The 23643-nt window shown below is 52.4% G+C and carries 24 protein-coding genes; 7 read left to right on the forward strand and 17 right to left on the reverse strand.

The genetic code is table 11. The features are described 5' to 3' along the window. Positions 1-102: 102 nt before the first annotated feature. Positions 103-534, reverse strand: coding sequence for a peroxide-responsive transcriptional repressor PerR (gene perR / locus KNP67_RS11530; RefSeq protein WP_029596002.1), 432 nt, complete (start codon positions 532-534; stop codon positions 103-105). Positions 535-725: 191 nt separating this feature from the next. On the opposite strand from perR, the gene KNP67_RS11535 reads away from it, so the two are divergent. Continuing rightward, positions 726-2024, forward strand: a complete 1299-nt coding sequence (locus KNP67_RS11535; RefSeq protein WP_131472975.1) for a glutamate-1-semialdehyde 2,1-aminomutase — start codon at positions 726-728, stop codon at positions 2022-2024. A gap of 33 nt (positions 2025-2057) precedes the next feature. Here the strand turns inward: KNP67_RS11535 and KNP67_RS11540 are convergent, their stop codons facing one another. Continuing rightward, complete coding sequence (locus tag KNP67_RS11540; RefSeq protein ID WP_165569469.1) at positions 2058-3695, reverse strand: ABC transporter substrate-binding protein; 1638 nt, start codon at positions 3693-3695, stop codon at positions 2058-2060. A gap of 92 nt (positions 3696-3787) precedes the next feature. On the opposite strand from KNP67_RS11540, the gene KNP67_RS11545 reads away from it, so the two are divergent. Both KNP67_RS11545 and KNP67_RS11550 read left to right on the forward strand, forming a co-directional pair. Continuing rightward, complete coding sequence (locus KNP67_RS11545) at positions 3788-5020, forward strand: MFS transporter (RefSeq protein WP_214756662.1); 1233 nt, start codon at positions 3788-3790, stop codon at positions 5018-5020. Between the two features lie 53 nt (positions 5021-5073). Beyond that, positions 5074-5490 (forward strand): thiol-disulfide oxidoreductase DCC family protein, encoded by a 417-nt coding sequence (locus KNP67_RS11550; RefSeq protein ID WP_214756663.1) that lies wholly within the window; start codon positions 5074-5076, stop codon positions 5488-5490. 13 nt (positions 5491-5503) lie between these two features. Here KNP67_RS11550 and KNP67_RS11555 read toward each other — a convergent pair whose 3' ends face one another. The 5 genes from KNP67_RS11555 to mutY form a co-directional block, all read right to left on the reverse strand. After that, entirely contained in the window at positions 5504-6652 is a 1149-nt protein-coding gene (locus KNP67_RS11555) for a DUF3238 domain-containing protein (protein WP_021067739.1), read from the reverse strand. Between the two features lie 93 nt (positions 6653-6745). After that, a complete protein-coding gene (locus tag KNP67_RS11560) occupies positions 6746-8494 on the reverse strand; it encodes an ABC transporter ATP-binding protein (RefSeq protein ID WP_131472977.1) in 1749 nt (582 codons plus the stop codon). A gap of 37 nt (positions 8495-8531) precedes the next feature. Next, a complete protein-coding gene (ntdP, locus tag KNP67_RS11565; RefSeq protein WP_021067741.1) occupies positions 8532-9074 on the reverse strand; it encodes a nucleoside tri-diphosphate phosphatase in 543 nt (180 codons plus the stop codon). Between the two features lie 89 nt (positions 9075-9163). Beyond that, a complete protein-coding gene (locus tag KNP67_RS11570) occupies positions 9164-9589 on the reverse strand; it encodes an SRPBCC family protein (protein WP_029596009.1) in 426 nt (141 codons plus the stop codon). Next, complete coding sequence (gene mutY / locus KNP67_RS11575; RefSeq protein ID WP_029596010.1) at positions 9576-10610, reverse strand: A/G-specific adenine glycosylase; 1035 nt, start codon at positions 10608-10610, stop codon at positions 9576-9578. Before mutY ends, KNP67_RS11570 begins: the two co-directional genes overlap by 14 nt. A gap of 87 nt (positions 10611-10697) precedes the next feature. Here mutY and KNP67_RS11580 point away from each other — a divergent pair, with 87 nt between their 5' ends. Next, complete coding sequence (locus tag KNP67_RS11580) at positions 10698-11681, forward strand: metal-dependent hydrolase (protein WP_029596011.1); 984 nt, start codon at positions 10698-10700, stop codon at positions 11679-11681. A 26-nt stretch (positions 11682-11707) separates the two neighbouring features. Here KNP67_RS11580 and KNP67_RS11585 read toward each other — a convergent pair whose 3' ends face one another. Further along, positions 11708-12241, reverse strand: a complete 534-nt coding sequence (locus KNP67_RS11585) for a YceI family protein (protein WP_214756664.1) — start codon at positions 12239-12241, stop codon at positions 11708-11710. Positions 12242-12462: 221 nt separating this feature from the next. Here KNP67_RS11585 and exaC point away from each other — a divergent pair, with 221 nt between their 5' ends. From exaC to KNP67_RS11600, 3 genes are all read left to right on the forward strand, one after another. Next, the gene (gene exaC / locus KNP67_RS11590; RefSeq protein ID WP_214756665.1) at positions 12463-13983 is read left to right on the forward strand and encodes an acetaldehyde dehydrogenase ExaC; all 1521 of its coding nucleotides are present in this window, start codon (positions 12463-12465) and stop codon (positions 13981-13983) included. Position 13984: 1 nt separating this feature from the next. Then, the gene (locus KNP67_RS11595) at positions 13985-14344 is read left to right on the forward strand and encodes a DUF779 domain-containing protein (protein WP_021067747.1); all 360 of its coding nucleotides are present in this window, start codon (positions 13985-13987) and stop codon (positions 14342-14344) included. A 149-nt stretch (positions 14345-14493) separates the two neighbouring features. Further along, positions 14494-15213 (forward strand): nuclease-related domain-containing protein, encoded by a 720-nt coding sequence (locus tag KNP67_RS11600; RefSeq protein WP_029596013.1) that lies wholly within the window; start codon positions 14494-14496, stop codon positions 15211-15213. A 50-nt stretch (positions 15214-15263) separates the two neighbouring features. On the opposite strand, the gene KNP67_RS11605 is transcribed toward KNP67_RS11600, so the two are convergent. From KNP67_RS11605 to KNP67_RS11645, 9 genes are all read right to left on the reverse strand, one after another. Next, on the reverse strand, positions 15264-16334 hold the full coding sequence (locus tag KNP67_RS11605; protein WP_214756666.1) for an ABC transporter substrate-binding protein: 1071 nt from the start codon (positions 16332-16334) through the stop codon (positions 15264-15266). After that, positions 16331-17131, reverse strand: coding sequence for an ABC transporter permease (locus KNP67_RS11610; RefSeq protein WP_029596015.1), 801 nt, complete (start codon positions 17129-17131; stop codon positions 16331-16333). The genes KNP67_RS11605 and KNP67_RS11610 overlap by 4 nt, the downstream gene beginning before the upstream one ends. Beyond that, complete coding sequence (locus KNP67_RS11615) at positions 17128-17949, reverse strand: ABC transporter permease (protein ID WP_021067751.1); 822 nt, start codon at positions 17947-17949, stop codon at positions 17128-17130. Before KNP67_RS11615 ends, KNP67_RS11610 begins: the two co-directional genes overlap by 4 nt. Continuing rightward, positions 17936-19042 carry an ABC transporter ATP-binding protein gene (locus KNP67_RS11620; protein WP_029596016.1) on the reverse strand — a complete coding sequence of 369 codons (1107 nt, stop codon included), beginning with the start codon at positions 19040-19042 and terminating at the stop codon, positions 17936-17938. Before KNP67_RS11620 ends, KNP67_RS11615 begins: the two co-directional genes overlap by 14 nt. Before the next feature lie 13 nt (positions 19043-19055). Further along, positions 19056-19595, reverse strand: coding sequence for a helix-turn-helix domain-containing protein (locus tag KNP67_RS11625; RefSeq protein WP_029596017.1), 540 nt, complete (start codon positions 19593-19595; stop codon positions 19056-19058). Between the two features lie 165 nt (positions 19596-19760). Next, positions 19761-20030: a YfhJ family protein gene (locus KNP67_RS11630; RefSeq protein WP_021067754.1), complete on the reverse strand. Its 270-nt coding sequence runs from the start codon at positions 20028-20030 to the stop codon at positions 19761-19763. After that, the gene (locus KNP67_RS11635) at positions 20027-20341 is read right to left on the reverse strand and encodes a YfhH family protein (RefSeq protein ID WP_214756667.1); all 315 of its coding nucleotides are present in this window, start codon (positions 20339-20341) and stop codon (positions 20027-20029) included. Before KNP67_RS11635 ends, KNP67_RS11630 begins: the two co-directional genes overlap by 4 nt. Before the next feature lie 68 nt (positions 20342-20409). Further along, positions 20410-21591 carry an RtcB family protein gene (locus tag KNP67_RS11640; RefSeq protein WP_029596018.1) on the reverse strand — a complete coding sequence of 394 codons (1182 nt, stop codon included), beginning with the start codon at positions 21589-21591 and terminating at the stop codon, positions 20410-20412. A 6-nt stretch (positions 21592-21597) separates the two neighbouring features. After that, the gene (locus tag KNP67_RS11645; RefSeq protein ID WP_029596019.1) at positions 21598-23643 is read right to left on the reverse strand and encodes an ABC transporter ATP-binding protein; all 2046 of its coding nucleotides are present in this window, start codon (positions 23641-23643) and stop codon (positions 21598-21600) included.

Here is a 23643-nt window from a genome sequence, read left to right on the forward strand (position 1 = left end):
ATTAGGCTACCTCACACCGATAAAATACGGTGGGATGGCAGCCTAATCAAGGTGTTTTTATTAGTGTCTCATTTCGCTAGGTCAGTCTACAGAGGATGTTTTTTAATGTTTATGCGCTTGTTCAGCTTGGCACGCCGGGCATGTCCCGTATACTTCGAGACGATGACGGTCGACTTTGAACCCAGTCAATTGAGATGCGACCGATTCGATTTCATCGAGGACCGGGTAGTTGAAGTCAACGACTTTCCCACACGCATCACAGATGATGTGGTAGTGACGCGACGTCACGAAATCAAACCGGCTCGATGCGTCTCCGTAATTCATCTCTTGAACGAGACCGACTTCTTTAAAGACGCGCAAGTTGTTATAGACGGTAGCGACACTCATGTTCGGAAATCTCGCCGAAAGTGCCTTATAAATGTCATCCGCTGTCGGGTGACTGTGCTCCGTGACGAGGTACTCCAAAATGGCCTGGCGCTGAGGCGTCATTCTGACTCCATGTTCTCGGAGCGACTGAACAGCATGGTCAAGCATTTCGCTTCCCACGTCAATCCCTCATTTCTTCTATAGAATTCATTTGAAGTGTTAGTAGTAATTAACCTATTTCTTACATAGTAATCTTTATAAATAGTGTACTGATTTCTGGAACGGTCGTCAAACGTTGAGCTTAAGCGGTTGACGGCTGTGATACAATAAGTGCGAATTTCTAAAAGGAGGCAATACATATGGCAACACCATCTACACGCAACAATTCAGACGTTTTGTATACCGATGCCTTGACGCATATCGTCGGCGGGGTCAACAGCCCTTCCCGCTCATTCAAGGCAGTCGGCGGAGGTGCACCCGTCTATATGGAACGAGGAGACGGCGCCTATTTTTATGACGTCGACGGCAATCGTTATATCGACTATTTGGCGGCGTACGGTCCGATTATCACGGGCCACGCCCATCCGCATATCCATAAAGCGTTAATCGCGGCTTCGTCTAAAGGACTCCTTTACGGGACACCGCATGCGCTTGAAGTCGAGTTCGCGAAAAAACTAAAGGCGGCCATCCCGTCAATGGATAAGGTCCGTTTCACCAACTCGGGGACCGAGGCGGTCATGACGACCGTACGTGTCGCCCGTGCTTACACGGGACGCGAACTCGTCGTCAAATTCAGCGGTTGCTATCATGGCCACTCGGACTTGATGCTCATCGCAGCAGGCAGCGGACCGGCCACGCTCGGCTCACCAGACTCGGCCGGCGTCACACGGGCCACGGCGAAAGAAGTCATCACCGTGCCGTTCAATGACGTCGAGGCGTTCCGAGACATGATGCGCGAATGGGGCAGTCAAATCGCCTGTGTCCTCGTCGAACCGATTGTCGGAAACTTCGGCATCGTCGAGCCGAAACCTGGATTCCTCCAGGCCATCAACGACATCACCCATGAACATGGCGCCCTCGTTATTTACGACGAAGTGATCACGGCGTTCCGCTTCACATACGGCAGTGCCCAGCAAGTATATGGCATCGAGCCGGATATGACCGCCCTCGGGAAAATCATCGGCGGAGGCTTGCCGATTGGTGCCTATGGAGGTAAAGCTGAAATTATGGAAACGGTCGCTCCGCTCGGTCCAGCTTATCAGGCCGGAACGATGGCCGGTAACCCGGCATCGATGGCAACAGGGATTGCTTGCCTCGAAGTACTCGAGCAACCGGGTGTGTATGAAAAGCTTGACGCGCTCGGTGCCCAGCTCGAGGCCGGGATTCGTGAAGCCGCTAAAACACACGGCGTGACCATCACATTGAACCGTCTAAAAGGCGCACTTACGGTGTACTTCACGGACGAGGTCGTGACCGACTATGAGGGAGCCGAGAAGTCGGACGGTGAAGTGTTCGGACGCTTCTTCAAATTGATGCTCGAGAACGGTGTCAATTTGGCCCCTTCTAAGTATGAGGCTTGGTTCTTGACGACTGAGCATAGCGAGACAGATATCGAAGAGACGATTGTTGCGGTAAACCGCGCCTTCGCCCAACTATAAGTAAAAGGAGATGCCGCGGCATCTCCTTTTTGATTACACCGAAGGTCGGATCCACAACTGGTCGTAGCGTGGATGTCCGAATATATCGACCGGCACGTCGCCTAGAAAACTCGGGAAGCTCCGCTCCCGCTCGACATGGTATAGCGGAATGACGAGCGCCGCTTCCGTCAAATAGCGTTCCACCTCCCGATGGAGCATCGGCCAAGCGCTCATATCGGTTTGACGGTAGCGGTCCATCATCGTTCGGAGGTCCGTTTCATGTGCGACGAGCTTGCCGACGAGCGACAGTTCACTCGTCAAAAAGGCGAGAAACGCCAAATCCAAGTCTTCGCTCATCATCTCCCCGCATAAAATCAAATCGGCTCGGCGAAGTGTCTCCTCTTGCAGTAAACAACTGAGCGCATACGTCTCCGTCTCGACGGTGAAACCGGCAGCCCGCAACTGTGATGCGACAAGCGCAGCGTCTTCCGTCGCCACGTCGAACGGCAAGTGTAATAGTCGAAGCGGACGCTTAGAACTCTCGCTTGGCTCGGCCAGTGAAATCGGGCGACTCGTTTCCGGGAAGAAGCCGTGGGCCACTTGATGACGTTCTCCCCCCAAATCGACGACCGCTTGTTTATCGATCGCCCGTTGAATCGCGCGTCGCGTCGCCATATCCTCTTTCAGCCAGGAGTGCTGTAAGTTGAACATGAGATAACGAGCCCCGGCCTCGGCAATCCATTTCACGACGCTATGATCGTCCCGCGCGCTCCATTTGGCGTGATCTGCTTCCGAGAACGTGACAAACTCAACCACGTCCAATGACGGACGGGGGCGCAACCCGCGCTCGAACGCCCGTAAACGCACGACGTCGTCGGATTGTTTCTCCAATTTGAAAGGCCCCGTCCCAACAATCCCTTCTGCTCCTTCATACGTAACGGATGCCGGTGTTTGAGCAAGCAAGCGCTCGATGTAGGCCCGATGTGCTTTCGTATAGAGGTCGACCACATACGGTGCGGGCGAGTCGACCCGATCAATCGGTGCGAACAACCAGACTTGTTTGCCGCGAGCCAAGAGTCGGCTCAATGAGTAGACGACGTCTTTGCCCGTTAACGTCATCCCGTTGTGGAAAGTGATCCCTTTACGGATGTAACAGCGAAATCCAAATGGCGTCTCCTCCATATGATGGGCTAGCGACGGTTGAACCGTGGTCCCGTCCCATTCGAACAGGCGGTCGAAGACGTGACGCGATAACGACGCCTCCATCGCGATGTGGATATCAAGCGGATCAAGTGACTCGAGTGTCCGCGTCCTCGGGAAAATAAAACGGTCTTCTTCCGTCTGTTCGAAACCAAATCGGTTCCAAATCCGCGCTTGGATCAGTTCCCGTAATGCGGGTGGCCAATCCCACTCCAACCATTTGGCCGCCTGCGCCATCGTAGCCTCAGAAAATGAGGTTACGACCCACGCCTGGAGCGTCTCGTCAAAGTCCGACTGAAAACGAAGCATCGATTCATGGCCGCGCCCTTTGCCGGCTTGATAGGTCACCCATCCCATCGCCTCCCATGCCTTGATATCGCGCTTCACTTGTTTCTCACTATAGCCGACCACCTCGACGGCTTGCCGGAGTGTCACGTCCATTTTGTCCGCCTGTAACGCATAGCGATAAATTGCCACTAGTTTTGCATTCATGTCATTCCCCCTAAAAGTGGACATGTCCAAATAATTTGTCTCTTTTTACCAAGTGTAGTCCACGTTTAAAGTAGTGACAAGGAGGTGCTCACATGAAATTCAAAGATTTCCCAACTAACGTCCGATTTCGACTCGTCTGTGGATTTTTCATCCGCATCGTCGGCTCGGCCATCTTTCCATTCATGGCTTTATATTTTTCAGAAGAACTCGGCAAAATCGCTGCCGGGATCATCATGACGTCATTCGTCATCGTCGGGTATGTCACCGGCTTGTTCGGTGGGTACTTCTCCGACCGCTTTAATCGCAAGCACGTCTTACAGATTGGCCAACTCGTCCAAATTCTCTGCTTCATCGGAATGACAGTCGCGATTCACCCATCGAACAACTGGGCACTCGCCGTAGCCATCTTGTATTTCGGTCACGCCGTCGCCAACGGCTTGAACTATCCGGCTCTCGAAGCGATTGTGATCGACTCGATGGAACCATCGAATCGAAAAGCGATTTATGTATATGATTATTGGCTCGTCAATTTAGCGATCGCCGGCGGTGTCATGCTCGGCGGTGCGTTCTATCGCGACTACCGGTTTGGTTTATTTATCGGTATGACGCTCGTATTGACCATCACAACGGTCGTCTTGCAACGCTATCTCGTCGATTCACATCAAGGTAACCGGTCGACGCCGGCCAACCCGATCGTCGGCGTGATTCAAAACTATCGGATTGCCTTGAATGACCGACGCTGGATGCTCTTCGTGCTCGGTAGCATGCTCGTCTTCTCGACAGAGTTTCATATGGCAAACTATATCGGCGTTCATTTGGCCGAATCGTTCCAAGAACGTGCGATTATCGGCGTGCCGTTCGACGGTGTCCGGATGATGGCGTTCATGCAGCTCGAGAACACATTGCTCGTCGTCGCCATCACGTTCGCCGTCACCGCCTTTGTGAAACGGTACCGGGAGAAATACGTATTCTTCATCGGCTTGTCACTCTATATCACAGCGTATGCGGCCATCACATCGATGAACTCATTTCTGATTCTCGCCGTCTTGGCCGTCGTCTTCACGGTCGGCGAGTTGCTATACTCACCAATCCGCCAAGTGAAGCAAGTCGACCTGCTCGACCCAGAGCGTCGCGCCTCGTATCTCGCTTTTGGGGGACTCACATTCCATGGGGCCAAACTCGTGGCCGCGGCCGGCATCGTCGTCGGGGCGTTCATCGGACCTGTGTTCATGAGCGGCTACATCTTCTTGTTCGGGGCGCTCGGGGCGTATCTTTATTACGTCTCGCTCTATAAAATGGAATCGGTGCGCCAGCTTGCCGCATGACGTTTGAACTGACTCCGGAACGGAAACAGGCAAGAGTGAAGGGGGCGAACCAAATGCCAGCCATTGTATTGTTTGATGGAGACTGTAATTTTTGCGACGCCAGCGTCCAATTCATCTTGAATCGGGACACAACAGGGAACTTCCACTTTGCCTCGCTTCAAGGCGACGCTGGGAAGACGCTACGTGAACGTCACCGCATCAGCGACTCGGTTGACAGCATCGTCTTGATTCGTGACGGCGTGCCTTATATCAAATCCGACGCGGCCATCCGGATTGCAGAAGGATTGGATGGGATGTGGCGATGGCTCCGGTTCGTGAAAATCGTCCCAAAACCGATTCGCGACTTCGGCTATGATGTCATCGCCAAGCATCGTTACGAATGGTTCGGACAAAAACAGACGTGTAAACTGCCGACACCGGAAGAACGAAGCCGGTTTCTCGATCAACAACCAAAACCGCCGACTCGATGAGTCGACGTTTTTTTTAGTCCATACACGTCAAGTACGTCCAATGGCACTCCGGCATCGGATTGCCCATGAAACTGACACCGAGGTCATCGGCCCGGTGAATCGTCGTCCACGGGGCATCCCCGACTTGAAGATACACTTCATGGTGCGGCGATTGCGTATGACTACCGGACAGTTTGAACGTGGCAGTGTCCTTCAATTGTGCGACAATCGTGTACTTGATGTCCGGCGCGATGACGAGCGGATTGCCGACCGAATGGTGCAAGCGGTATGCGGTCCGCCCCCGGTCAATATCGATATCGTCAAGATACACTTGATCGACCGAAGCGACATCTTCTCCTGTCAGTTGATGACGGGCGTTGTATCCGCGCGTCACTCCGGCATCTTTTTTGATAGAGACGATCGGAATGTCGTGCATCCCTTCGACTTTCACTTCCGTCCGCGTCCGATAGTCGTTCGCATGAACGTTGTATGGTCGTCCATCCCCTTCAAAATAAGGGTGAGGCGACAATAAGTTCGGATTTTTAATCATCGGCGGACGAATGAACGTCTGGACGCGAAGCTGAATCTGATTGACCGTCTCCAAATCAGGACGGAGCGGACTGACGAGAAAATACATGACGAACAGTTCTTTGTCGCGCCGCGTGTCCGTCTTCAGCTCTTTGGCGAGTGACATTGCTTTGCCGACAGCGTGAATGAGACGTGTCCCCGGTTTCGCGTCCCGCTTCACCGGGCGGAGCGCCCGAACTTCATACATCGTCGGTTCGTGTAGCGGTGTGTCGTCCAAATAGGCGTTCCCGACGACCTCGGCGATTCGTCGTCCTTGTCGATAGATCGCATACGTCTCGACGTCAGGAATCGGATCCCATTGGAGATGGGTACCGGTCGACGCGACGACGGCCGATGTGAGATGTCGATTCCAATACAAATCATCGCTCGGGTCGACGGCGGCCGTATACACTTTCGCCACTTCCCCTTGCTCATCCGTGAGACGATAGGCGACTTGCTCTCCGACGGCCGTCTCATGGTCGACATAGTGCTGGTCGGTCCCTTCATACACATACTTCCCGTTCCGCGTAAGCCGGACCTTCCCCTCCACTGACCACGTCAGCTCGAGCGCGTCCTTAAGCGGTTTTACTGTGATTAAACCTTCCCCGTTCATCATTGGACTCTCCCCCTTTTGGCATGTCGTTTCTTCATTCCCGTCTCACTGTCACGGAAAACAAAAAAAGGCCCCGAGTCTCCTCGAGGCCGCGTCTCATTCGACGACTGCCAAATCTTGAATCATATACAAATCGTAATAGGCTCCGCGGCGACGCATCAGTTCTTCATGCGTCCCGGTCTCCATAATTTGTCCGTTATCGACGACGACAATCTTATCGGCATCGGTGATGGTCGACAATCGGTGCGCGACGATGAGCGTCGTTCTCCCTTTCGTCAAACGCGCGAGCGAATCCTGAATCATCGCCTCACTCTCAAGGTCCAGCGCACTCGTCGCTTCATCGAGAATGATGATTGGCGGATGTTTCAAGAAGACACGGGCGATGGCAAGCCGTTGTTTCTGACCGCCTGACAGTTTGACACCTTTTTCCCCGACCGGCGTATTGTAGCCATCCTGCAAGTTCGAGATGAACTCATGTGCGTTCGCTGCTTTCGCGGCGGCGATCACATCTTCGTCACTCGCTTCCGGATTCCCCATCCGGATGTTCATCGCGACCGATTCACTGAACAGAACCGAATCTTGCATGACCATCCCGATTTGATCGCGCAGCGCCCGCAATTTGAAATCACGGACGTCGGTGCCATCAATTTTGATGCTACCCGACGTGACGTCGTAAAACCGGGGAATCAAGCTGACGAGCGTCGACTTTCCGCCACCGGACATGCCAACGAACGCAACCCGCTCTCCAGAGCGAATATGCAGGTTGACGTCACGGAGGGCGCGGGTACCGTCTTTCTCGTACGCAAAGCTGACCTGATCGAGTTCGATGTCGCCTGCCGTTTTCACGGGAACGAACGCACTCGATTTTTCTTCGATGTCATACGGCTCATCGAGGAACTCGAAGACCCGGTCCATCGAAGCGACCGACTGCGTGAGCGTCGTCGCCGAGTTGACGAGACGGCCGAGCGGTGCGTAGAGACGATCGATATACGCGATGAAGGCGACGAGTGTCCCTAGCGAGACATCCCCTTGCAGGACGAGCCAAGAAGCCGATGTGAAGATTAAGATCGGGGCGATGTCCGTGATCGTCGAGACGACGACGTACGTCTTCGCGTTCCACCCTGTATGACGGAGCGCGGCCTTCAAGAAGCCACCGTTCTGTTCTTCGAACGCCTTGTTCTCATACGGTTCGAGGGCGAAGCTGCGGATGACGGCCATCCCGTTGACGCGTTCGGTCAAATGACCTTGAAGGTCCGCAAGAGCGGCCGAGCGTTCCCGCGTAAGCCGGCGCAATCTTCCGTAGAAGTAGCGGACGGCGATGGCGTAGAACGGGAGCGGCAAGATGGCGATGAGCGTCAATTGCGGATTGATCGTGTACATGATGGCGATCGCGATTAAAATCGTGACCATATCGAGCCAAATGTTCATCAGGCCGGTGATGACGAAGTCTTTCGTCTGTTCGACATCGTTGATGATGCGCGAGATAATCTGTCCCGTCTTATTGTTCGAATAATAGCGGAGCGATAGTTTTTGGACGTGGTCGAACAATCGGTTCCGGACGTCGAACAAAATCCGCGTCGCTGCCCATTGCGCCAAATATTGGCGCAAGTATTCAATCGGCGGCTTCAAGACGAGGAAGACGAAGAAGACGATGCTGAACAGCCAGACGAGCTCGGTATAATCCCTCGCCGGTTCCGGGTCTGTCAAATAGTTATCGATGACATATTTATAAAGGAGCGGCAACCCGAGTGGGATGGAAAATTTCAAAATCCCGACGAAAATGGTCAGCGCGATTTGTTTCTTATACGGTTTAACGAACTGTAAATAACGTTTAATACTACCCATTAGTTCCTCCTTCAAGAAAAAAAGCGGAGATGAGCGATCATCTCCGGTAACGTGCTTCGTATTCGCGATACCATTCATCGACGAATGTTGGGTTGAACGGCCCTTTCCGTCCTCGAATCCAGTTAATAAGTTCTTGAACGTTCTGTTTCAAGATTCGATCAATCGCTTTCGGATAATTCATCTCGCGACGATGCCGCTCATATTCATCCTCATCTAAAATCGTGTACGACATATCCGGGAACACCTTGATGTCCAAATCGTAATCGATGTACTTGATGGCACGTTCTGCCCCATCGAACGTTGTCGGCGAACCTAGATTACAGTAGTAGTAAATCCCATCTTCGCGAATCATGCAGATGACATTGAACCAAAACTCAGATGAAAAGTAGCAAATTGCCGGCTCACGTGTTCTCCATTGCCGGCCGTCTGACTCACTGACCATGATGCGGTCATTGAATCCGATCATATCCGTTTTTGACGACTGAAGGACGAGCGTTTCTTCCCAAACGCGATGCAAAGTTCCGTTGTGCTTGTAGCTCTGTATCTCGATCTTGCTACCTGCTTTGGGAAATAAGCTCATAAGCTCCTCCTTTCCGCTATGATGCTATACAATTCTCATATTTAATTATAGCGACTTTCAGAACCAATGAAAAAGGAAATCTCTTATTTTCACGAATTTAGTGTTTTTTGGAATGCCTCGGCTCGCGCTTTGAACATCGGCCGGAGCACGAAGTACTCGACGAGGACAGTCGGCACGTAACTGTCGAACGTGACCTCATCGACCATAACGGCTTGCCCGTCCACTTGTTCGACGCGGTGGACGTGACTGAAACGACGGAAAGGAAACGGCAACTTTACGCCTTGATCACAAAAGGCACGGTCTCCAGCCAATGTGATGGCGCTATTCCAAGGCAAAGAGACCGGCCCAACCCCGATACGGAGCTGAACGACGTTCCCCTCGACCGAAGCCCCATCTCCAACGAGCGTCACTTTCGGGAAGGACGTCAGTTTTGATAAGAGCGAAGCGTCTTGAAGCAACGTCCATAATGTGTCCACAGACGTGTCGAATGGTGTTCGTACGTCAAACTGTCTCATCTTTCGCACCTGCCATCTGCTCTAATTTTTGTTGGGCGACCGATACCGTCACCACGTCGCGTGCCTCTTCGTCGAGCCAAGCCCACTCGCCGTCCGGTAGCGTCTCGACCTCGTATAAGTCGATGTACCAGACGATATGGGAAAACACATGTTTCACTTGTCCAATATAGGTTCCGTTTAACTGTTCCCCCGTTCCGCGGTCTGTAAGCGGATATTGCCACATTCCAGCGAGAAGACCGGCATCTGGGCGCTTCACGTATGCGGTCCGGCCGTCCTGGCGACAGTAGAGCGCATCATACATCTCAATCCGAGCCGCCCCTTTTTTCGTCTTGACCGGGAGTTCATCTTGAACGTTATGGGTATAAGCATAACAATCGTTTTGAACGGGACAGAGCGAACACATCGGGTTTTTCGGCGTGCATACCGTCGCCCCGAGCTCCATGATGCCTTCGTTAAAGTCTGAGGCATGCGCCGGGTCCATGAGTCGGCGCACGACTTGCTCGAACAGTTTTCGCGTTTTCGGGACGGCGATGTCGTCATAAATCCCGAATTGACGGGACATGACGCGCATGACGTTGCCATCGACGGCCGGTTCCGGCTGATTGTAGGCAATCGATAACACCGCCCCAGTCGTATACGGTCCGACACCTTTCAGTTTTTCGAACCGTTCTTTTTCCTCGGGGACAATCCCGTCGTACACGGCAACGACTTCTCGGACGGCTTGATGAAGGTTTCGAACCCGTGAGTAATAACCGAGTCCTTCCCAATATTTGACGACCTCATCGGGTTCGGCCGCTGCCAATGCCTCAATCGTCGGGAACCGCTCCATGAAACGGTTATAGTATGGGATAACGGTATCGACGCGCGTCTGTTGGAGCATGACTTCGCTCACCCAGACCCGATATGGATTTTTTCCGTGACGCCATGGCAAATCACGCTTTTCGCGATTGAACCACGTTACTAAATTTGTGTTGAATTCTTGAATATTATAATTTGTGAACAATTTATCAACATCGAGCATTTTGTTTCCCCTCGTTTTAAAAATATTGTATGATGTAGTGGATTAAAATATGCGGTTTTTCTACTTTTATGGAGGTGCTGAAGCACATTGGATACTGCTACTCACATTGGGATGGGACTAGGTTTAAGTGCAATCGCGACACTCAGCCCGGAGGTGTCAGGCGACGCACAAATGTTTCTAGCCATGACAGCGACGGCGCTCGTCGGCTCACATGCTCCGGACTTTGACACGGTCTTCAAACTAAAAGGAAATAGCACGTATTTACGCCAGCACCGCGGTCGTTCACACGGAATAACCGCACTACTCGCCTGGCCGATCATCGTCAGCGCCGTCATCGGACTCGCGCTTGGCGTCAACCCCGCTTCATTATGGGTCATGGCACAAATCGCCGTGTTGTTACACGTTACGGTCGACTTGTTCAACGCCTACGGGACGCAGGCCCTTCAACCGTTTTCGAAAAAATGGATTGGCTGGGGCGTCATTGGTACGTTTGATCCGTATTTGTTCTCTGCCTACTATGGGGCATATGTATTATGGCTTATCACAGGGGCGACTGTCCCGATTTTTGCATTGCTCATTGCGCTCCTCATCAGCTATTATGCGATTCAATTCAAGTTGCGTAACCGCGCCCTCGCCACGGTCGCCCGTCACTTCGCTGGTGCACACGAACTGTTCATCTCGCCAGGTATCGGTTGGGATGACTGGCATGTCGCCGTTCGATTCCGCAACGGTTTAGGTGCCGTCAAAGTGAAAAAAGGAACGGTCATCGAATGCGGTCGTTTCCGTGACAAGCCGATGCCAGGTGAAGATGACCTTCACTTCGTGGAAGCCCGTAAAAATGCGGATCTTCAATCGTTCCTCGAATTCTCGAAGATTCACACGTATACGGTCACGCGTCACAACGGTATGATCGAGTATCGCTTCACGAACTTGCGCTATTTCGCGAAAGATATTTATCCGTTCGTCGCCGTCGTCATCGTCGACGAAGAATCGAATGAAGTGTTGTCTTCATTCACTGGCTGGGTGTTCAGTGAAGAGAGCTTGCAAAAGAAATTGGCCTACGAACAGTAAAAAGTCGCTCACAAGAGCGACTTTTTTTATGCCTCTGACTCCGTGAACTGGAGCTCAAAATCAAATTTGACTTTTTTATCGACGAGAACGCCACCCGCTTCGAGCGCCTGGTTCCACGTCAATCCGTAATCTTCTCGGTTGATTGACCCGTCCCCGGTAAAAGCGTGTTTCATATTGCCCCACGGGTCTTTCGCGCTTCCCTCGTACTCGACTTCGAACGTCTCTTCCCGGGTCGTCCCGCGAATCGTTAAATTCCCGGTCAATTCGAATTCACCGCCACCCTTTGAGCGGAACGATGTCGACTCGAACACGATGTCCTCATGTTGCTCCACATCGAAGAAGTCTCCAGACCGTAAATGGTTGTCACGGTCACTGTTGTTCGTATCGATTGATGCCGCCTTGATGGTCACCTTCACGCTCGCGTTCGCGAGATCGTCCGGTTGCCCGTTCGCCTCGACGTGAAAATCTTTGAACTCCCCTCTTACTTTCGAAATCATCATATGCTTGACCGTAAATGTAATCGAACTGTGTGCCGGGTCGACTTGATATGTTTTTGCCATGAATCTGTCCACTCCTTCGATTTGGAATTGATACTAATATGATGTTTACCACAATTCTTGACTTCAAAACATTCCCGTTTAAATGTGACAAATTATTGTCGAAAAATTTTGACTTTTATCACATCGACCCGTTACGATGAAAAAAGGGAGCTGTTGACTTACAGTAAAATGTAAGCGCATACATAGAATCCCTATACTTTACGGAAAAGGGAGGAACGACCATGATTTATGAAGTCCCAAACTCGACAGGCACGAAAGTTCACTTTAAAGACCGCTATGAGAATTACATCAACGGAAAGTGGACCGCGCCTGCAGGGGGAGAATATTTTGAGAACACCTCTCCGGTAAATGGTAAAGTTTTATGCGAAGTCGCCCGCTCAACGAAAGAAGATATCGAGCTCGCCTTGGATTCGGCCCATGCTGCCAAAGACGCCTGGGGCAAAACGTCGGTCACTGAACGCTCTGTCATTTTAAATAAAATCGCCGATCGTATGGAAACGAACCTCGAAATGCTCGCATACGCCGAGACGTGGGAAAACGGGAAAGCCGTCCGCGAGACGCTCAATGCCGATTTACCGCTCGCTATCGATCACTTCCGCTATTTTGCGGGCGTCATCCGGTCACAGGAAGGCGGCATCAGTGAACTCGACAACGACACGGTCGCTTATCATTTCAATGAACCGCTCGGTGTCGTCGCCCAAATCATCCCATGGAACTTCCCGATTTTAATGGCGGTCTGGAAAGTCGCGCCGGCTCTCGCTGCCGGAAACTGTATCGTATTGAAACCAGCCGAACAGGCGCCGGCTTCGATCATGGTGCTCATGGAATTGATTGAAGACCTACTCCCGCCAGGCGTGTTGAATATCGTCAACGGGTTCGGACTCGAGGCCGGCAAACCGCTCGCGTCGAGCGACCGCGTCGACAAAGTCGCCTTCACGGGTGAGACGACGACAGGTCGACTCATCATGCAGTACGCCTCACAAAACATCATCCCGGTCACGCTCGAACTCGGTGGGAAGTCACCGAACATCTTCTTCGCGGACATCATGGATGCGGATGATGATTTCTTTGACAAGTCGATCGAAGGGCTGGTCATGTTCGCTTTGAACCAAGGCGAGGTATGCACGTGCCCATCACGCGCGCTCATTCACGAGTCGATTTATGAGCCGTTCATGGAACGGGTGCTCGAACGAGTCAAAGCCATCAAGCTCGGCAATCCGCTCGACCCTGACGTCATGATGGGTGCCCAAGCTTCGAATGAGCAGATGGAAAAGATCTTGTCGTATTTGGAGATCGGAAAGTCGGAGGGCGCGGAGTGCCTCATCGGCGGCGAACGCAACATGATGGACGGCGAACTCGCCGACGGCTATTATGTGCAGCCGACCATCTTCAAAGGCCATAACAAGATGCGCATCTTCCAAGAAGAGATCTTCGGACCGGTCTTATCGGTGACAACGTTCAAAGACGACGCCGAGGCGCTCGCCATCGCGAACGACACGTTATACGGACTCGGTGCCGGCGTCTGGACGCGTGACATGAACCGCGCCTACCGGTTCGGTCGCGAGATTCAAGCAGGTCGCGTCTGGATCAACTGCTATCACCAATATCCGGCCCATGCCGCGTTCGGTGGATACAAGATGTCTGGAATCGGTCGCGAGAACCATAAGATGATGCTCAACCATTATCAACGGACGAAAAACATGCTCGTTAGCTATAGCGAACAAAAACTCGGGTTCTTCTGAGATGGTGAACCGCGTCGAGGCCACCCCCGCCACGCTCGCGCTCCTCGAACAGCTGAAACGAAAACATGGACCGCTCTTGTTTCACCAGTCGGGCGGTTGTTGTGACGGGAGCTCCCCGATGTGTTTCCCGCAAGGCGAATTCATGATTGGAGATCATGACGTCCTGCTCGGCGAAATCGGCGGTTGTCCGTTCTATATGCACGAGAAGCAATACGACTACTGGAAGCACACCCAGCTCATCATCGACGTCGTCGAGGGCCGGGGCGGTATGTTCTCGGTCGAGGGCGTCGAAGGAAAACGGTTTTTAAGCCGTTCCCGCGTGTTCACGGACGAAGAGCGGGCCGAGTTGCAACAGAGTTGAATGTAGAAGACCAGCCATCTCGAGGGCTGGTCTTTTTTTAGTCAAAGGGCACCCTTTTCTCAAAATCACATTTCCAATTTAACCCAAAAACCAACCTAACAATCGACTCGATTCGATATAGTAAAAAGAGACACGAAAGGAGGCAGCCTATGTCCGAGCTTCTCACGAGCATGCTTAACGGTATGATGATTTCATTGGTCAGTCTATTCGGTCCTCTGTTCCTGGTGATGAGCGGTATATTGTATACGAAGGTCAAGCGTTATAAACGGAGCCGCTATTTCGCCCAGACCGGACACAGCTATTTCAAAGTCGTTCAAGACACCGGCTTATACGGCGAATATTTATGTGTCGCCGCCATCGAGGAGCGCGTCCCGAATCCCTTCATATTGACGAATCTATATTTGCCCCATCCAAAAAATCGAGAGCGTACGACTGAAATCGATGTGGTGTTCATCAACCAGAGCGGTGTCCACGTGATTGAGTCGAAAAATTATAGCGGCTGGATTTTTGGACATGAACAAGAACGGCATTGGACCCAATCGATGCCGAACCGAAAGAAGTTCCGGTTTTTCAATCCGATCAAACAAAACGAGTTACATATGAAAGCGATGGAACAAACGATTGCTGTGGAGCGGAGTCTATTACACTCTTGGATCGTCTTCAGCGACCGGTCGACCTTGAAGCGCATTGATGTGGCGGACGTTCCCGTGTTGAACCGGAAGACATGGAAACAACAGATTGCCTTGCCAGGTGAGGCCCGGTTGACGTTGGCGGAACAGACGGCCATCTACGAGCACCTGCTCCAATTCGCATCTGCTGACGAAGCCGTCAAGGAAGCCCATATCGCCGCCAAGCAACGGGTGACGTGATGGGCTGTCCCATCCAAAAAAAGTCCCGCTCACGGTGAGCGGGACTCCTTTTATTTACTCTGCATTTTAAAGCGCAAGTATAGTTCGTTGTAGTACGCGTTCATGCGTTTGCCTAAGTTCTCATACACTTCGAGCTCATCCGTCACTTCTTTTGTCGGATAAAAACGTTCGTCTGACGTCACTTCTTCATCTAAAAATTCAAGTGCCGCTTCGTTCGGTGTCGAATATCCGACATAATCGGTGTTTCGGGCCGCGATTTCCGCGTCAAGCATGAAGTCGATGAACTGGTGCGCGCCTTCGACGTTTTTCGATGTGTTCGGAATGACGAGGTTGTCGAACCAGAGATTCGTCCCTTCTTCCGGGATGACGTACGTCAACTCTTCGTTCTCGTACATGATTTCGGAGGCGTCACCTGACCAGACGACGGCCGCGGCCGCTTCGCGATTGGCCATGAGCATCTTGATTTCATCGCCGACGATCGCTTTAATGTTCGGCCAGAGCGTCTCGAGCTTCTTCTCCGCTTCGAGCAGCTCATCTTTGTCCGTCGTGTTGAGCGAGTAACCGAGTGAGTTCAGACCGAAGCCCATCACTTCACGGGTCCCGTCTGCAAGCAAGATGTCATTCTCGAGCGGCATGTCCCATAGGTCGTTCCACGACGTAATCTCACCGTCGACGAGTTCAGGGTTATACACGATGCCGACCGTCCCCCAGAAGTAAGGGACTGAGTACGTGTTGCCCGGGTCGAACGACTTGTCGAGGAAACGTGGGTCAATGTTATCGAAGTTCTCGAGCTTGTCATAATCGATCGGCAAGAGCAGGTCTTCTTCAATCATTTTACTGATGGCGTAATCCGATGGGACAGCGATGTCGAACTCCGTACCGCCTTGCTCGATTTTCGTGAGCATCGCCTCGTTCGAGTCGAACGTCTGATAGATGACTTTCAAGCCCGTCTCTTCCTCGAACTCTCCAATCAAGTCTTCATCGATATAATCGCCCCAGTTGTAGACGACGAGCGTGTTATCGCCGCCGAACCCTTGCGCCATATTGATTTGATACACCCAGAGCAAGAGGCCGAAACTGACGACGACCGGTACCGTCAACATGATGACCAATTTTTTCATCGTCTTACCTCCTTCGCTTTACCACCGCGTTGGGCGAGCACATAATACCCAAGGACGAGAATGAGTGTGAACAAGAACAAGATGGCTGACAAGGCGTTAATCTCGAGCGAGATGCCTTGACGGGCGCGTGAGTAGACTTCAACGGCAAGTGTCGTGAAGCCGTTTCCGGTCACGAAGAACGTGACGGCAAAGTCATCGAGCGAATACGTGAGTGCCGTGAAGAACCCGGCAAAGATACCCGGTGTGATATACGGCAAGATGACTTTCGTCAAGACGTCCCACGTACTTGCCCCAAGGTCACGCGACGCATCGATGAGCGTCGGGCTCATCTCTTGCAGCTTCGGCAAGACCAAGATGACGACAATCGGTACCGAGAAGGCGATGTGCGCCAATAGCACCGAGTAAAAGCCGAGCTGAATCCCGAGCATCGTGAACAAGATGAGGAACGACGCCCCGATGATGACGTCCGGACTGACGATCAACACGTTGTTGAGTGATAAGAGTGACGTCTTCGTGAAGCGTTGTCGCGCCGTATAGATAGCGAGCGCCCCGATGACGCCGAGCACGGTTGAAATCGTCGCCGACAGCAAGGCGATGACAATCGTGTTCAAGACGATAACGAGCAGGCGCGTGTCGGTAAAGAGCGACTTGTACCAATCGAGCGTAAAGCCTTCAAAGTTACTCATCGTCCCGCCACTGTTGAACGAGTAGACGACCAAATAGAGAATCGGTGCATAGAGGATGAAGAACACCGCTATCAAATAGAGGTTGGCTAATTTAAATTTTTTCGGTTTCATCGACGCACCGCTCCTTTCGCGCCCCAGTCACGTGTGATGACCATGACGAGGACCATCGCCAAAATCAAGAACACGGCAATCGTCGAGCCCATGCCCCAGTTTTGCGTGACGAGGAATTGTTGTTCAATCGCCGTCCCGAGCGTGATGACTCGGTTCCCAGCAATCAGTCGAGTGATCATGAAGAGCGACAACGCCGGGATGAAGACGATTTGAATCCCTGACTTCACACCGTCGAGCGTAAGTGGGAAGATGACCCGGCGGAACGTCGTCCAGTTCGAGGCCCCGAGGTCGCGCGACGCATAGACGAGCGACGGCGGGAGCTTCTCGATGGCGTTATAAATCGGCAAAATCATGAACGGGATGAAGATGTAAACTGACACGAACACGAAACTGAAGTCCGTAAACAAAATCTGTCGTGTCCCGATACCGATGGCCTCTAAAAACTGGTTCGTGATGCCGTATGTCCCGAAAATGCCGAGGAACGCATAGGCTTTGAGCAATAGGTTGATCCATGATGGCAAAATGATGAGCAAAAGCCAAAGTTGCTTATGCTTTGTCTTCGTCAATAAATAGGCGGTCGGATACCCGATCAAAAGCGAGAAGAACGTAATCAAGAACGCATACCAGAAAGAAGATAACGTCATCGTCAAATACGTCGACGTGAAGAACATCTGATAGTTCTCTAAACTCAAGTTCCCTTCGATATCAAAAAACGAGTAGTAGACGACGAGCAGGAGCGGCGCGATGACGAACAGCGCAATCCATAACCAGTAGGTCGTCAAATAGACCGTCTTCGCGGTTTGACTAGTTTGATTCATGAGCGACCTCCTCATAGGACTCGAGACGACGGTCGAACTCTTCCTCCGTCTCTCCTAAGCGCATGACGTGAATCGCCTCATCATCGAACGTGAGGCCGATTTTCGAACCGACGACCGATTTTTTCGTCGAATGAACGAGCCATTCGTTGCCTTCTTGGTCATAGCAGCAAATCTCATAGTGAACGCCTCGGAACAGTTGCGAGTCGACGTCGACGACAAGTTTCGCAGATTCGACCGATGTCATCTCTAAATCTTCCGGACGGATGATGACCTCGACTTTCTCGTTGCGGTCAAACCCTTGGTCGACGCAATCGAATGTCTTCCCGGCGAACGTGACGACGTTATCTTCTGGCATGACGCCCGGTACGATGTTCGACTCCCCGATGAAATCGGCGACGAAACGGTTAATCGGCTCATCGTAAATATCAGTCGGTGTCCCGCTTTGTACAATTTTCCCGTTATTCATGACGAAAATCTCATCCGACATCGCGAGCGCTTCTTCTTGGTCATGCGTGACAAAGATGAACGTGATGCCGAGACGCTGTTGCAATTCGCGGAGCTCATATTGCATCTCGGTCCGGAGTTTCAAATCGAGCGCCGAGAGCGGTTCATCAAGCAAGATGACTTCCGGTTCGTTGACGATGGCCCGGGCGATGGCGACACGTTGGCGCTGCCCGCCTGACATCTCATCGATTTCACGTGACTCATACCCTTTCAAGTTGACGAATTTGAGCGCCTGTTCGACTTTCGTCTTCACGTCCGCTTCTTTCATCTTCTTGATGCGCAGACCGAACGCGACGTTCTCGAACACGTTCAAGTGCGGGAAGAGCGCATAGTCTTGGAACACGGTGTTCACTTGACGTTTGTTCGCCGGGACGTCGTTGATGCGTTTCCCGTTGAACTGGATATCGCCTGCTGACGCATCCGTGAAGCCGGCAATTAAGCGTAAAATCGTCGTCTTCCCACATCCAGATGGCCCGAGCAACGTGTAGAACTTCCCTTTCTCAATCTCGAAGCTGATGTTTTCTAAGACGACGGTGTCATCGTAACGCTTCGACACATTGTCAAAGCGAATAATCGTTTCTGGGTTCATTTCAGTTCCTCCCTTATAAATATGAATGGGTCGCGACGATTAAACATTCACTCTCGCCGTCGTAGTCATTGACGAGTTGATGCGAATCGGAGGCGACGTAATAGAGTGTTTCTCCGGTCTTGGCGAAGTACGTATGATTGCCAAGTTTTAGCGCGATGTGCCCCGATAGGACATAGACAAACGTCTCCGATCGCGACGGCTCATATCGTTTGAACTCGCCCTGCTTCGAGAACGTTAGTAAAATGGGTTCCATCTCTTTTTCGTTCGATTCCGGGATGAGCCATTCAGTCCGATATTTCCGCTCCTCGTCGACGTAGATGGTCCGATCGTCCTCGGTATAGATCACTTTTTGATTCACATCTTCATCAAAAAATTCTTTCGGCGAACATCCGAGCACTTCCAACAAGTCGAATAGTGTCTCAAGCGAAGGTGAACTCAAATCACGCTCGATTTGAGAAATATAGCCTTTGCTCAAATCCGTGCGCTCGGCCAACTCTTCTTGCGTCAGCCCTTTCTTGACGCGGAGCCGCTTGATTTTTTGACCGACTTCCAAGTCACAATCCCTCCTTTCAGCTTTGATTCAAGTTTAGTGAAAGATGATTCCAACTAAAGAAAGTTTATAAATACTTAACTACAAAGCGAACTAATAGCGACCTTTATTATAACGGATTGTGTGCAGTTTGCAAGTAAAAAATCACGCCGATTTCCGGCGTGATTTTTAATGGATGTCGCGCTTGGACATCAAGTGTTTGAACTTCTCATTTTTCGTTTGAAACAGGTGGAGCTGGGGGCCGTACGCATCGATTTGTTGCACGACGTATTGGAACGATTTTGCTTCCCCAGGATACGGTTCACCGGCACGGGCGAGCGTCGTCTCAAAATCCTCCCACAGCACTTCAACCCACGTCAACGCCTCGAGCTCGCTCAAGACATCGTTCTTCTGTTTCAAGATTTCTGCCAAGCGCTCGTATTGTTCGGTCCGGTTCATGCTTTCACCTCCGACAGCTCCGAGAGCGGAATCGCATGTTCAACCGTCTCCCCTTCGAACGTCCCCCAGCCCATGACGCCGTTCACAAATTTCAAACGGAACGGGCGCTCGTTATAGTTGACGATATACGTCGCCCCCGGCTTGAACGATTTCGGGTCAATCAAATAACTCTCGGCAATCGCGATCCGTCGCAAGACGACCTCGATTTCACTGACCATGCCCATCTGTTCGGCTTTCCGCTTCCGTTCATGAAGCGCTCGAATCTCTTGTTCGAGCTCATATTTTGATAAATCGCTCAATCGTTTTTCCATTTCGCTCACCTCTCTTGTAGCGTATCAGATTTTTCTCAGAAAAGAAAAAGGCGAAACTGAAACGATGTTCAGTTCGCCTTGAAGTTGTAGAGCGGTTTGATGATTTGATTGATGGTGACGGCCGGCTCGATATAACGGACGATTTCCTTCATCGACTTATAGACGAACGGTGACTCGTCAATCGTCGATGGTCGGACCGAACTTGACCAGACATCTGCCATCGACTTTTTAAATTCGTTGAAGTCGACGCGTTTTCGCGCGGCCGAGCGTGACATGACGCGACCGGCGCCGTGTGGTCCCGAGAAGTTCCAGTCGGGGTTGCCCTTGCCAGTACAGATGAGCGAACCGTCGCGCATGTTCATCGGAATGATGACCCGCTCGCCGTCCCGCGCCGAGATGGCCCCTTTTCGAAGCATCATCGCGTCGTGATCGATGTAGTTGTGGACCGTATCGAATTGATCGACGACGTTCCAGTTCATCGCCTCGACGATGACGTCGGTCATGGCGAGACGGTTGGCGGCCGCATATTGCTGTGCGATGCGCACGTCGTGCATGTAATCTTCCATCGTTTCCCCTTCGACGTAGGCGAGGTCGCGGAAACGTTTCCGTGCCTCGCGCTCCGTCTCGAGATAGGCCGAGATGTCCTGTTGCCGTCCCGTTGCCTTCATCCGTTCAATCTCGTCTCGAATGTCGACCGTCTTCATCATGTGCTCGACCGCCAACTGTTGATAATGGTCAGCGATTTGGACACCGAGGTGGCGTGAGCCGGAGTGGATGACGAGAAACGTGCGTCCGGCTTCGTCCCGGTTCACTTCGATGAAATGATTGCCCGAGCCGAGCGTGCCGACCGAGCGGAGGGCCCGGTCCAGCTTATACGGCGCCCGCACGTCCTCGAGCGGGAGCTCAGAGGCGTATGGGTGTGCTGTATCCCGGATGTTCATCCCGCTCGGTACGTATTGACGGATGACGTCGTCGAGCCGTTGAAAGTCGATTCGCTTCACCTTGATTTCCGTGCAGAGCATGCCACACCCGAGGTCGACGCCGACGAGGTTCGGTACGACCTTGTCGTGAATCGTCATCGTCGTCCCGACGACCGACCCTTTGCCGGCATGCATGTCCGGCATGATTCGAATCGAGGCGCCTTTCGTGAACGGTTGGTCGACGAGCGTTTGGATTTGGGCCCGCGTCGTATCGTCAATCCGTTCATTGAATACTTTGGCCCGGTTATGCTTTCCGATAATCTCCATAATACCTCCTCAACTGATGGCTTGTTGTTTACTTTGCAGCTCATGCATCCGGGCGTAAACGCCGCCTGCCGCGATGAGCGACTGATGGTTACCCCGCTCGATGATGTGACCGTGGTCGAGGACGAGGATTTGGTCCGCTTCCCGAATCGTCGAGAGACGGTGCGCGATGACGAACGTCGTCCGGCCGTACGTGAGCGTCTTGAGCGCGTCTTGGATGAGTGCTTCCGTCTCTGAATCGACGCTTGCCGTCGCTTCGTCTAAGACGAGGATGGCCGGGTCGAAGACGAGGGCGCGGGCGAAGCTGATCAACTGGCGCTCTCCGCTCGAGAGCGAGGCGCCGCGTTCGATGACCGGCTCGTCTAGCCCGTGTGGCAACTGTTTGACGAAACGATCGGCTCCGACCGCCGTCAATGCGCGCCATACGCGGTCGTCCGAAATCGTCTCGTCGCCGAGCGTCACGTTCGTCCGAATCGAGCCTGTGAACAAGAACGGGTCTTGAAGCACGATGCCGAGATGGGCCCGGACGGCTTGGGTCGGTAGTTTCGTCACGTCCATACCGTCAATGTTGAGCGTTCCTTCTGACGGGTCATAGAAGCGCATGAGCAAGTTCATGATCGAACTCTTACCGCTGCCGGTATGTCCGACGAGCGCCACCGTCTCACCTGGTGCCGCATGGATATCGATGTGTTGGAGTACCGGTTTCCCGGCTTCATAGCTGAACGACACATCGTCGAACACGACCTCACCTTTAAAGCGAGCGATTCGTTCCGCCGACACGTCTTCCCCTTTCTCGTCAAGCAACTGGAACATCCGGTCTGCTGAGACGAGTGCCTGTTGGAGCGGAGACAGCTGGTTCATGATTTGCGTCACCGGTTCGAAAATCCGTGACACGTAATCGATATAGGCGTACAAAATCCCGAGCGTGAGCACGCTCCCCGTTCCGAGCGTCTGCGCACCGACGACCCAGATGAGTAAGGCGAGTGCCATGTTGCGGAAGAAGTTGACCAAGTTGTGCGACATGAGTGCATCCAGTTTGAGCAGCTTCCGTCTTGTTTGGAAGTTGTCACTGTTTTTCTCGTTGAACTCGTCATAGACGAGATCTTCTTTGACGTACGACTGAATGATCGGCATCGTTTGGATGCTCTCATTCAATTGGGCGTTCATATCCGCGACGAGGGCGCGGACACGGAAGTTGTTCCGGGTCGACAGGCGTTGGAACAATTTAATCCAAACGATGACGACCGGGATGATGATGAGCGAGACGAGACCGAGGCGCACGTCCAAGAAGAACATGGCGATCAAGACTCCGATCATCATGACGACGCTTTGGAAAACACGTGCGAGGACGCCCAAATATAGGTCGCGAATCGTCTCGGTGTCGTTCGTGACCCGGCTGACGATTTTCCCGATTGGCGTCTGGTCGAAGTAACGGACCGGAATCGTCTGCAAATGCCGCATGACGTCAAGGCGCATCGTTTTGACGATGTTATGGGCCGAGCGTTGGAGGAGCATCTGTTGCCCCCAGTTCAACCCTGCCGCGATAAGAAGCAAGACGACGTACAGACCAGACAGCAATAGCACGGCCCGCAAATCCGTCTCGTAAAAGCGGAAGACATCGGTCGACGAGAGCGGCACGATGTTGTCATACGTTGCCGTCTCTTCGCTTCGTGTAATGGTGAGGACACCATCTTCGACCTCACGGACGCCACCACTCATGACGGCGTCAGGGACGAGATAATAGCCGTCTGTCGTCTGCACGATCGAGACGGGACGGACGACCGTCTCTCCGTCAACCCTCGTCTCTTTTTCATAGGAGTTTCCGTCAAAAGCGACACTCCCGCCTGACTCGACTTGTACCCAATCCCGCTCAATGGCGACGATGTGGTCGTCGATGATGATTTTGGCGATGTACGGTCCGGCCAATTCGGCGCCGACCGCTAAAAATAGTAAGGTCAAACCGAGGAAAATCGAGCGTCTCACTTGTTTGGCATAGCCGACGAGTGAACGGATCGTTTTCTTCCTGCGGACTGGATCTAATTCATATTGATCGATCAT

Origin of the sequence: Exiguobacterium sp. s157, assembly GCF_018618205.1 — a bacterium.
Taxonomy (GTDB): domain Bacteria; phylum Bacillota; class Bacilli; order Exiguobacteriales; family Exiguobacteriaceae; genus Exiguobacterium; species Exiguobacterium chiriqhucha.

What these genes read in the sequence shown, in the direction of transcription:
- KNP67_RS11645 (WP_029596019.1), bottom strand. Translation starts at nt 23,643, where the DNA reads ATGATCGATCAATATGAATTAGATCCAGTCCGCAGGAAGAAAACGATC.
- KNP67_RS11620 (WP_029596016.1), bottom strand. Translation starts at nt 19,042, where the DNA reads ATGAACCCAGAAACGATTATTCGCTTTGACAATGTGTCGAAGCGTTAC.
- KNP67_RS11540 (WP_165569469.1), bottom strand. Translation starts at nt 3,695, where the DNA reads ATGAATGCAAAACTAGTGGCAATTTATCGCTATGCGTTACAGGCGGAC.
- KNP67_RS11585 (WP_214756664.1), bottom strand. Translation starts at nt 12,241, where the DNA reads ATGGCAAAAACATATCAAGTCGACCCGGCACACAGTTCGATTACATTT.
- KNP67_RS11605 (WP_214756666.1), bottom strand. Translation starts at nt 16,334, where the DNA reads ATGAAAAAATTGGTCATCATGTTGACGGTACCGGTCGTCGTCAGTTTC.
- perR (WP_029596002.1), bottom strand. Translation starts at nt 534, where the DNA reads ATGCTTGACCATGCTGTTCAGTCGCTCCGAGAACATGGAGTCAGAATG.
- KNP67_RS11550 (WP_214756663.1), top strand. Translation starts at nt 5,074, where the DNA reads ATGCCAGCCATTGTATTGTTTGATGGAGACTGTAATTTTTGCGACGCC.
- exaC (WP_214756665.1), top strand. Translation starts at nt 12,463, where the DNA reads ATGATTTATGAAGTCCCAAACTCGACAGGCACGAAAGTTCACTTTAAA.
- KNP67_RS11570 (WP_029596009.1), bottom strand. Translation starts at nt 9,589, where the DNA reads ATGAGACAGTTTGACGTACGAACACCATTCGACACGTCTGTGGACACA.
- KNP67_RS11535 (WP_131472975.1), top strand. Translation starts at nt 726, where the DNA reads ATGGCAACACCATCTACACGCAACAATTCAGACGTTTTGTATACCGAT.
- KNP67_RS11615 (WP_021067751.1), bottom strand. Translation starts at nt 17,949, where the DNA reads ATGAATCAAACTAGTCAAACCGCGAAGACGGTCTATTTGACGACCTAC.
- KNP67_RS11600 (WP_029596013.1), top strand. Translation starts at nt 14,494, where the DNA reads ATGTCCGAGCTTCTCACGAGCATGCTTAACGGTATGATGATTTCATTG.
- KNP67_RS11635 (WP_214756667.1), bottom strand. Translation starts at nt 20,341, where the DNA reads ATGGAAAAACGATTGAGCGATTTATCAAAATATGAGCTCGAACAAGAG.
- KNP67_RS11610 (WP_029596015.1), bottom strand. Translation starts at nt 17,131, where the DNA reads ATGAAACCGAAAAAATTTAAATTAGCCAACCTCTATTTGATAGCGGTG.
- KNP67_RS11555 (WP_021067739.1), bottom strand. Translation starts at nt 6,652, where the DNA reads ATGATGAACGGGGAAGGTTTAATCACAGTAAAACCGCTTAAGGACGCG.
- ntdP (WP_021067741.1), bottom strand. Translation starts at nt 9,074, where the DNA reads ATGAGCTTATTTCCCAAAGCAGGTAGCAAGATCGAGATACAGAGCTAC.
- KNP67_RS11560 (WP_131472977.1), bottom strand. Translation starts at nt 8,494, where the DNA reads ATGGGTAGTATTAAACGTTATTTACAGTTCGTTAAACCGTATAAGAAA.
- KNP67_RS11545 (WP_214756662.1), top strand. Translation starts at nt 3,788, where the DNA reads ATGAAATTCAAAGATTTCCCAACTAACGTCCGATTTCGACTCGTCTGT.
- KNP67_RS11630 (WP_021067754.1), bottom strand. Translation starts at nt 20,030, where the DNA reads ATGAACCGGACCGAACAATACGAGCGCTTGGCAGAAATCTTGAAACAG.
- mutY (WP_029596010.1), bottom strand. Translation starts at nt 10,610, where the DNA reads ATGCTCGATGTTGATAAATTGTTCACAAATTATAATATTCAAGAATTC.
- KNP67_RS11595 (WP_021067747.1), top strand. Translation starts at nt 13,985, where the DNA reads ATGGTGAACCGCGTCGAGGCCACCCCCGCCACGCTCGCGCTCCTCGAA.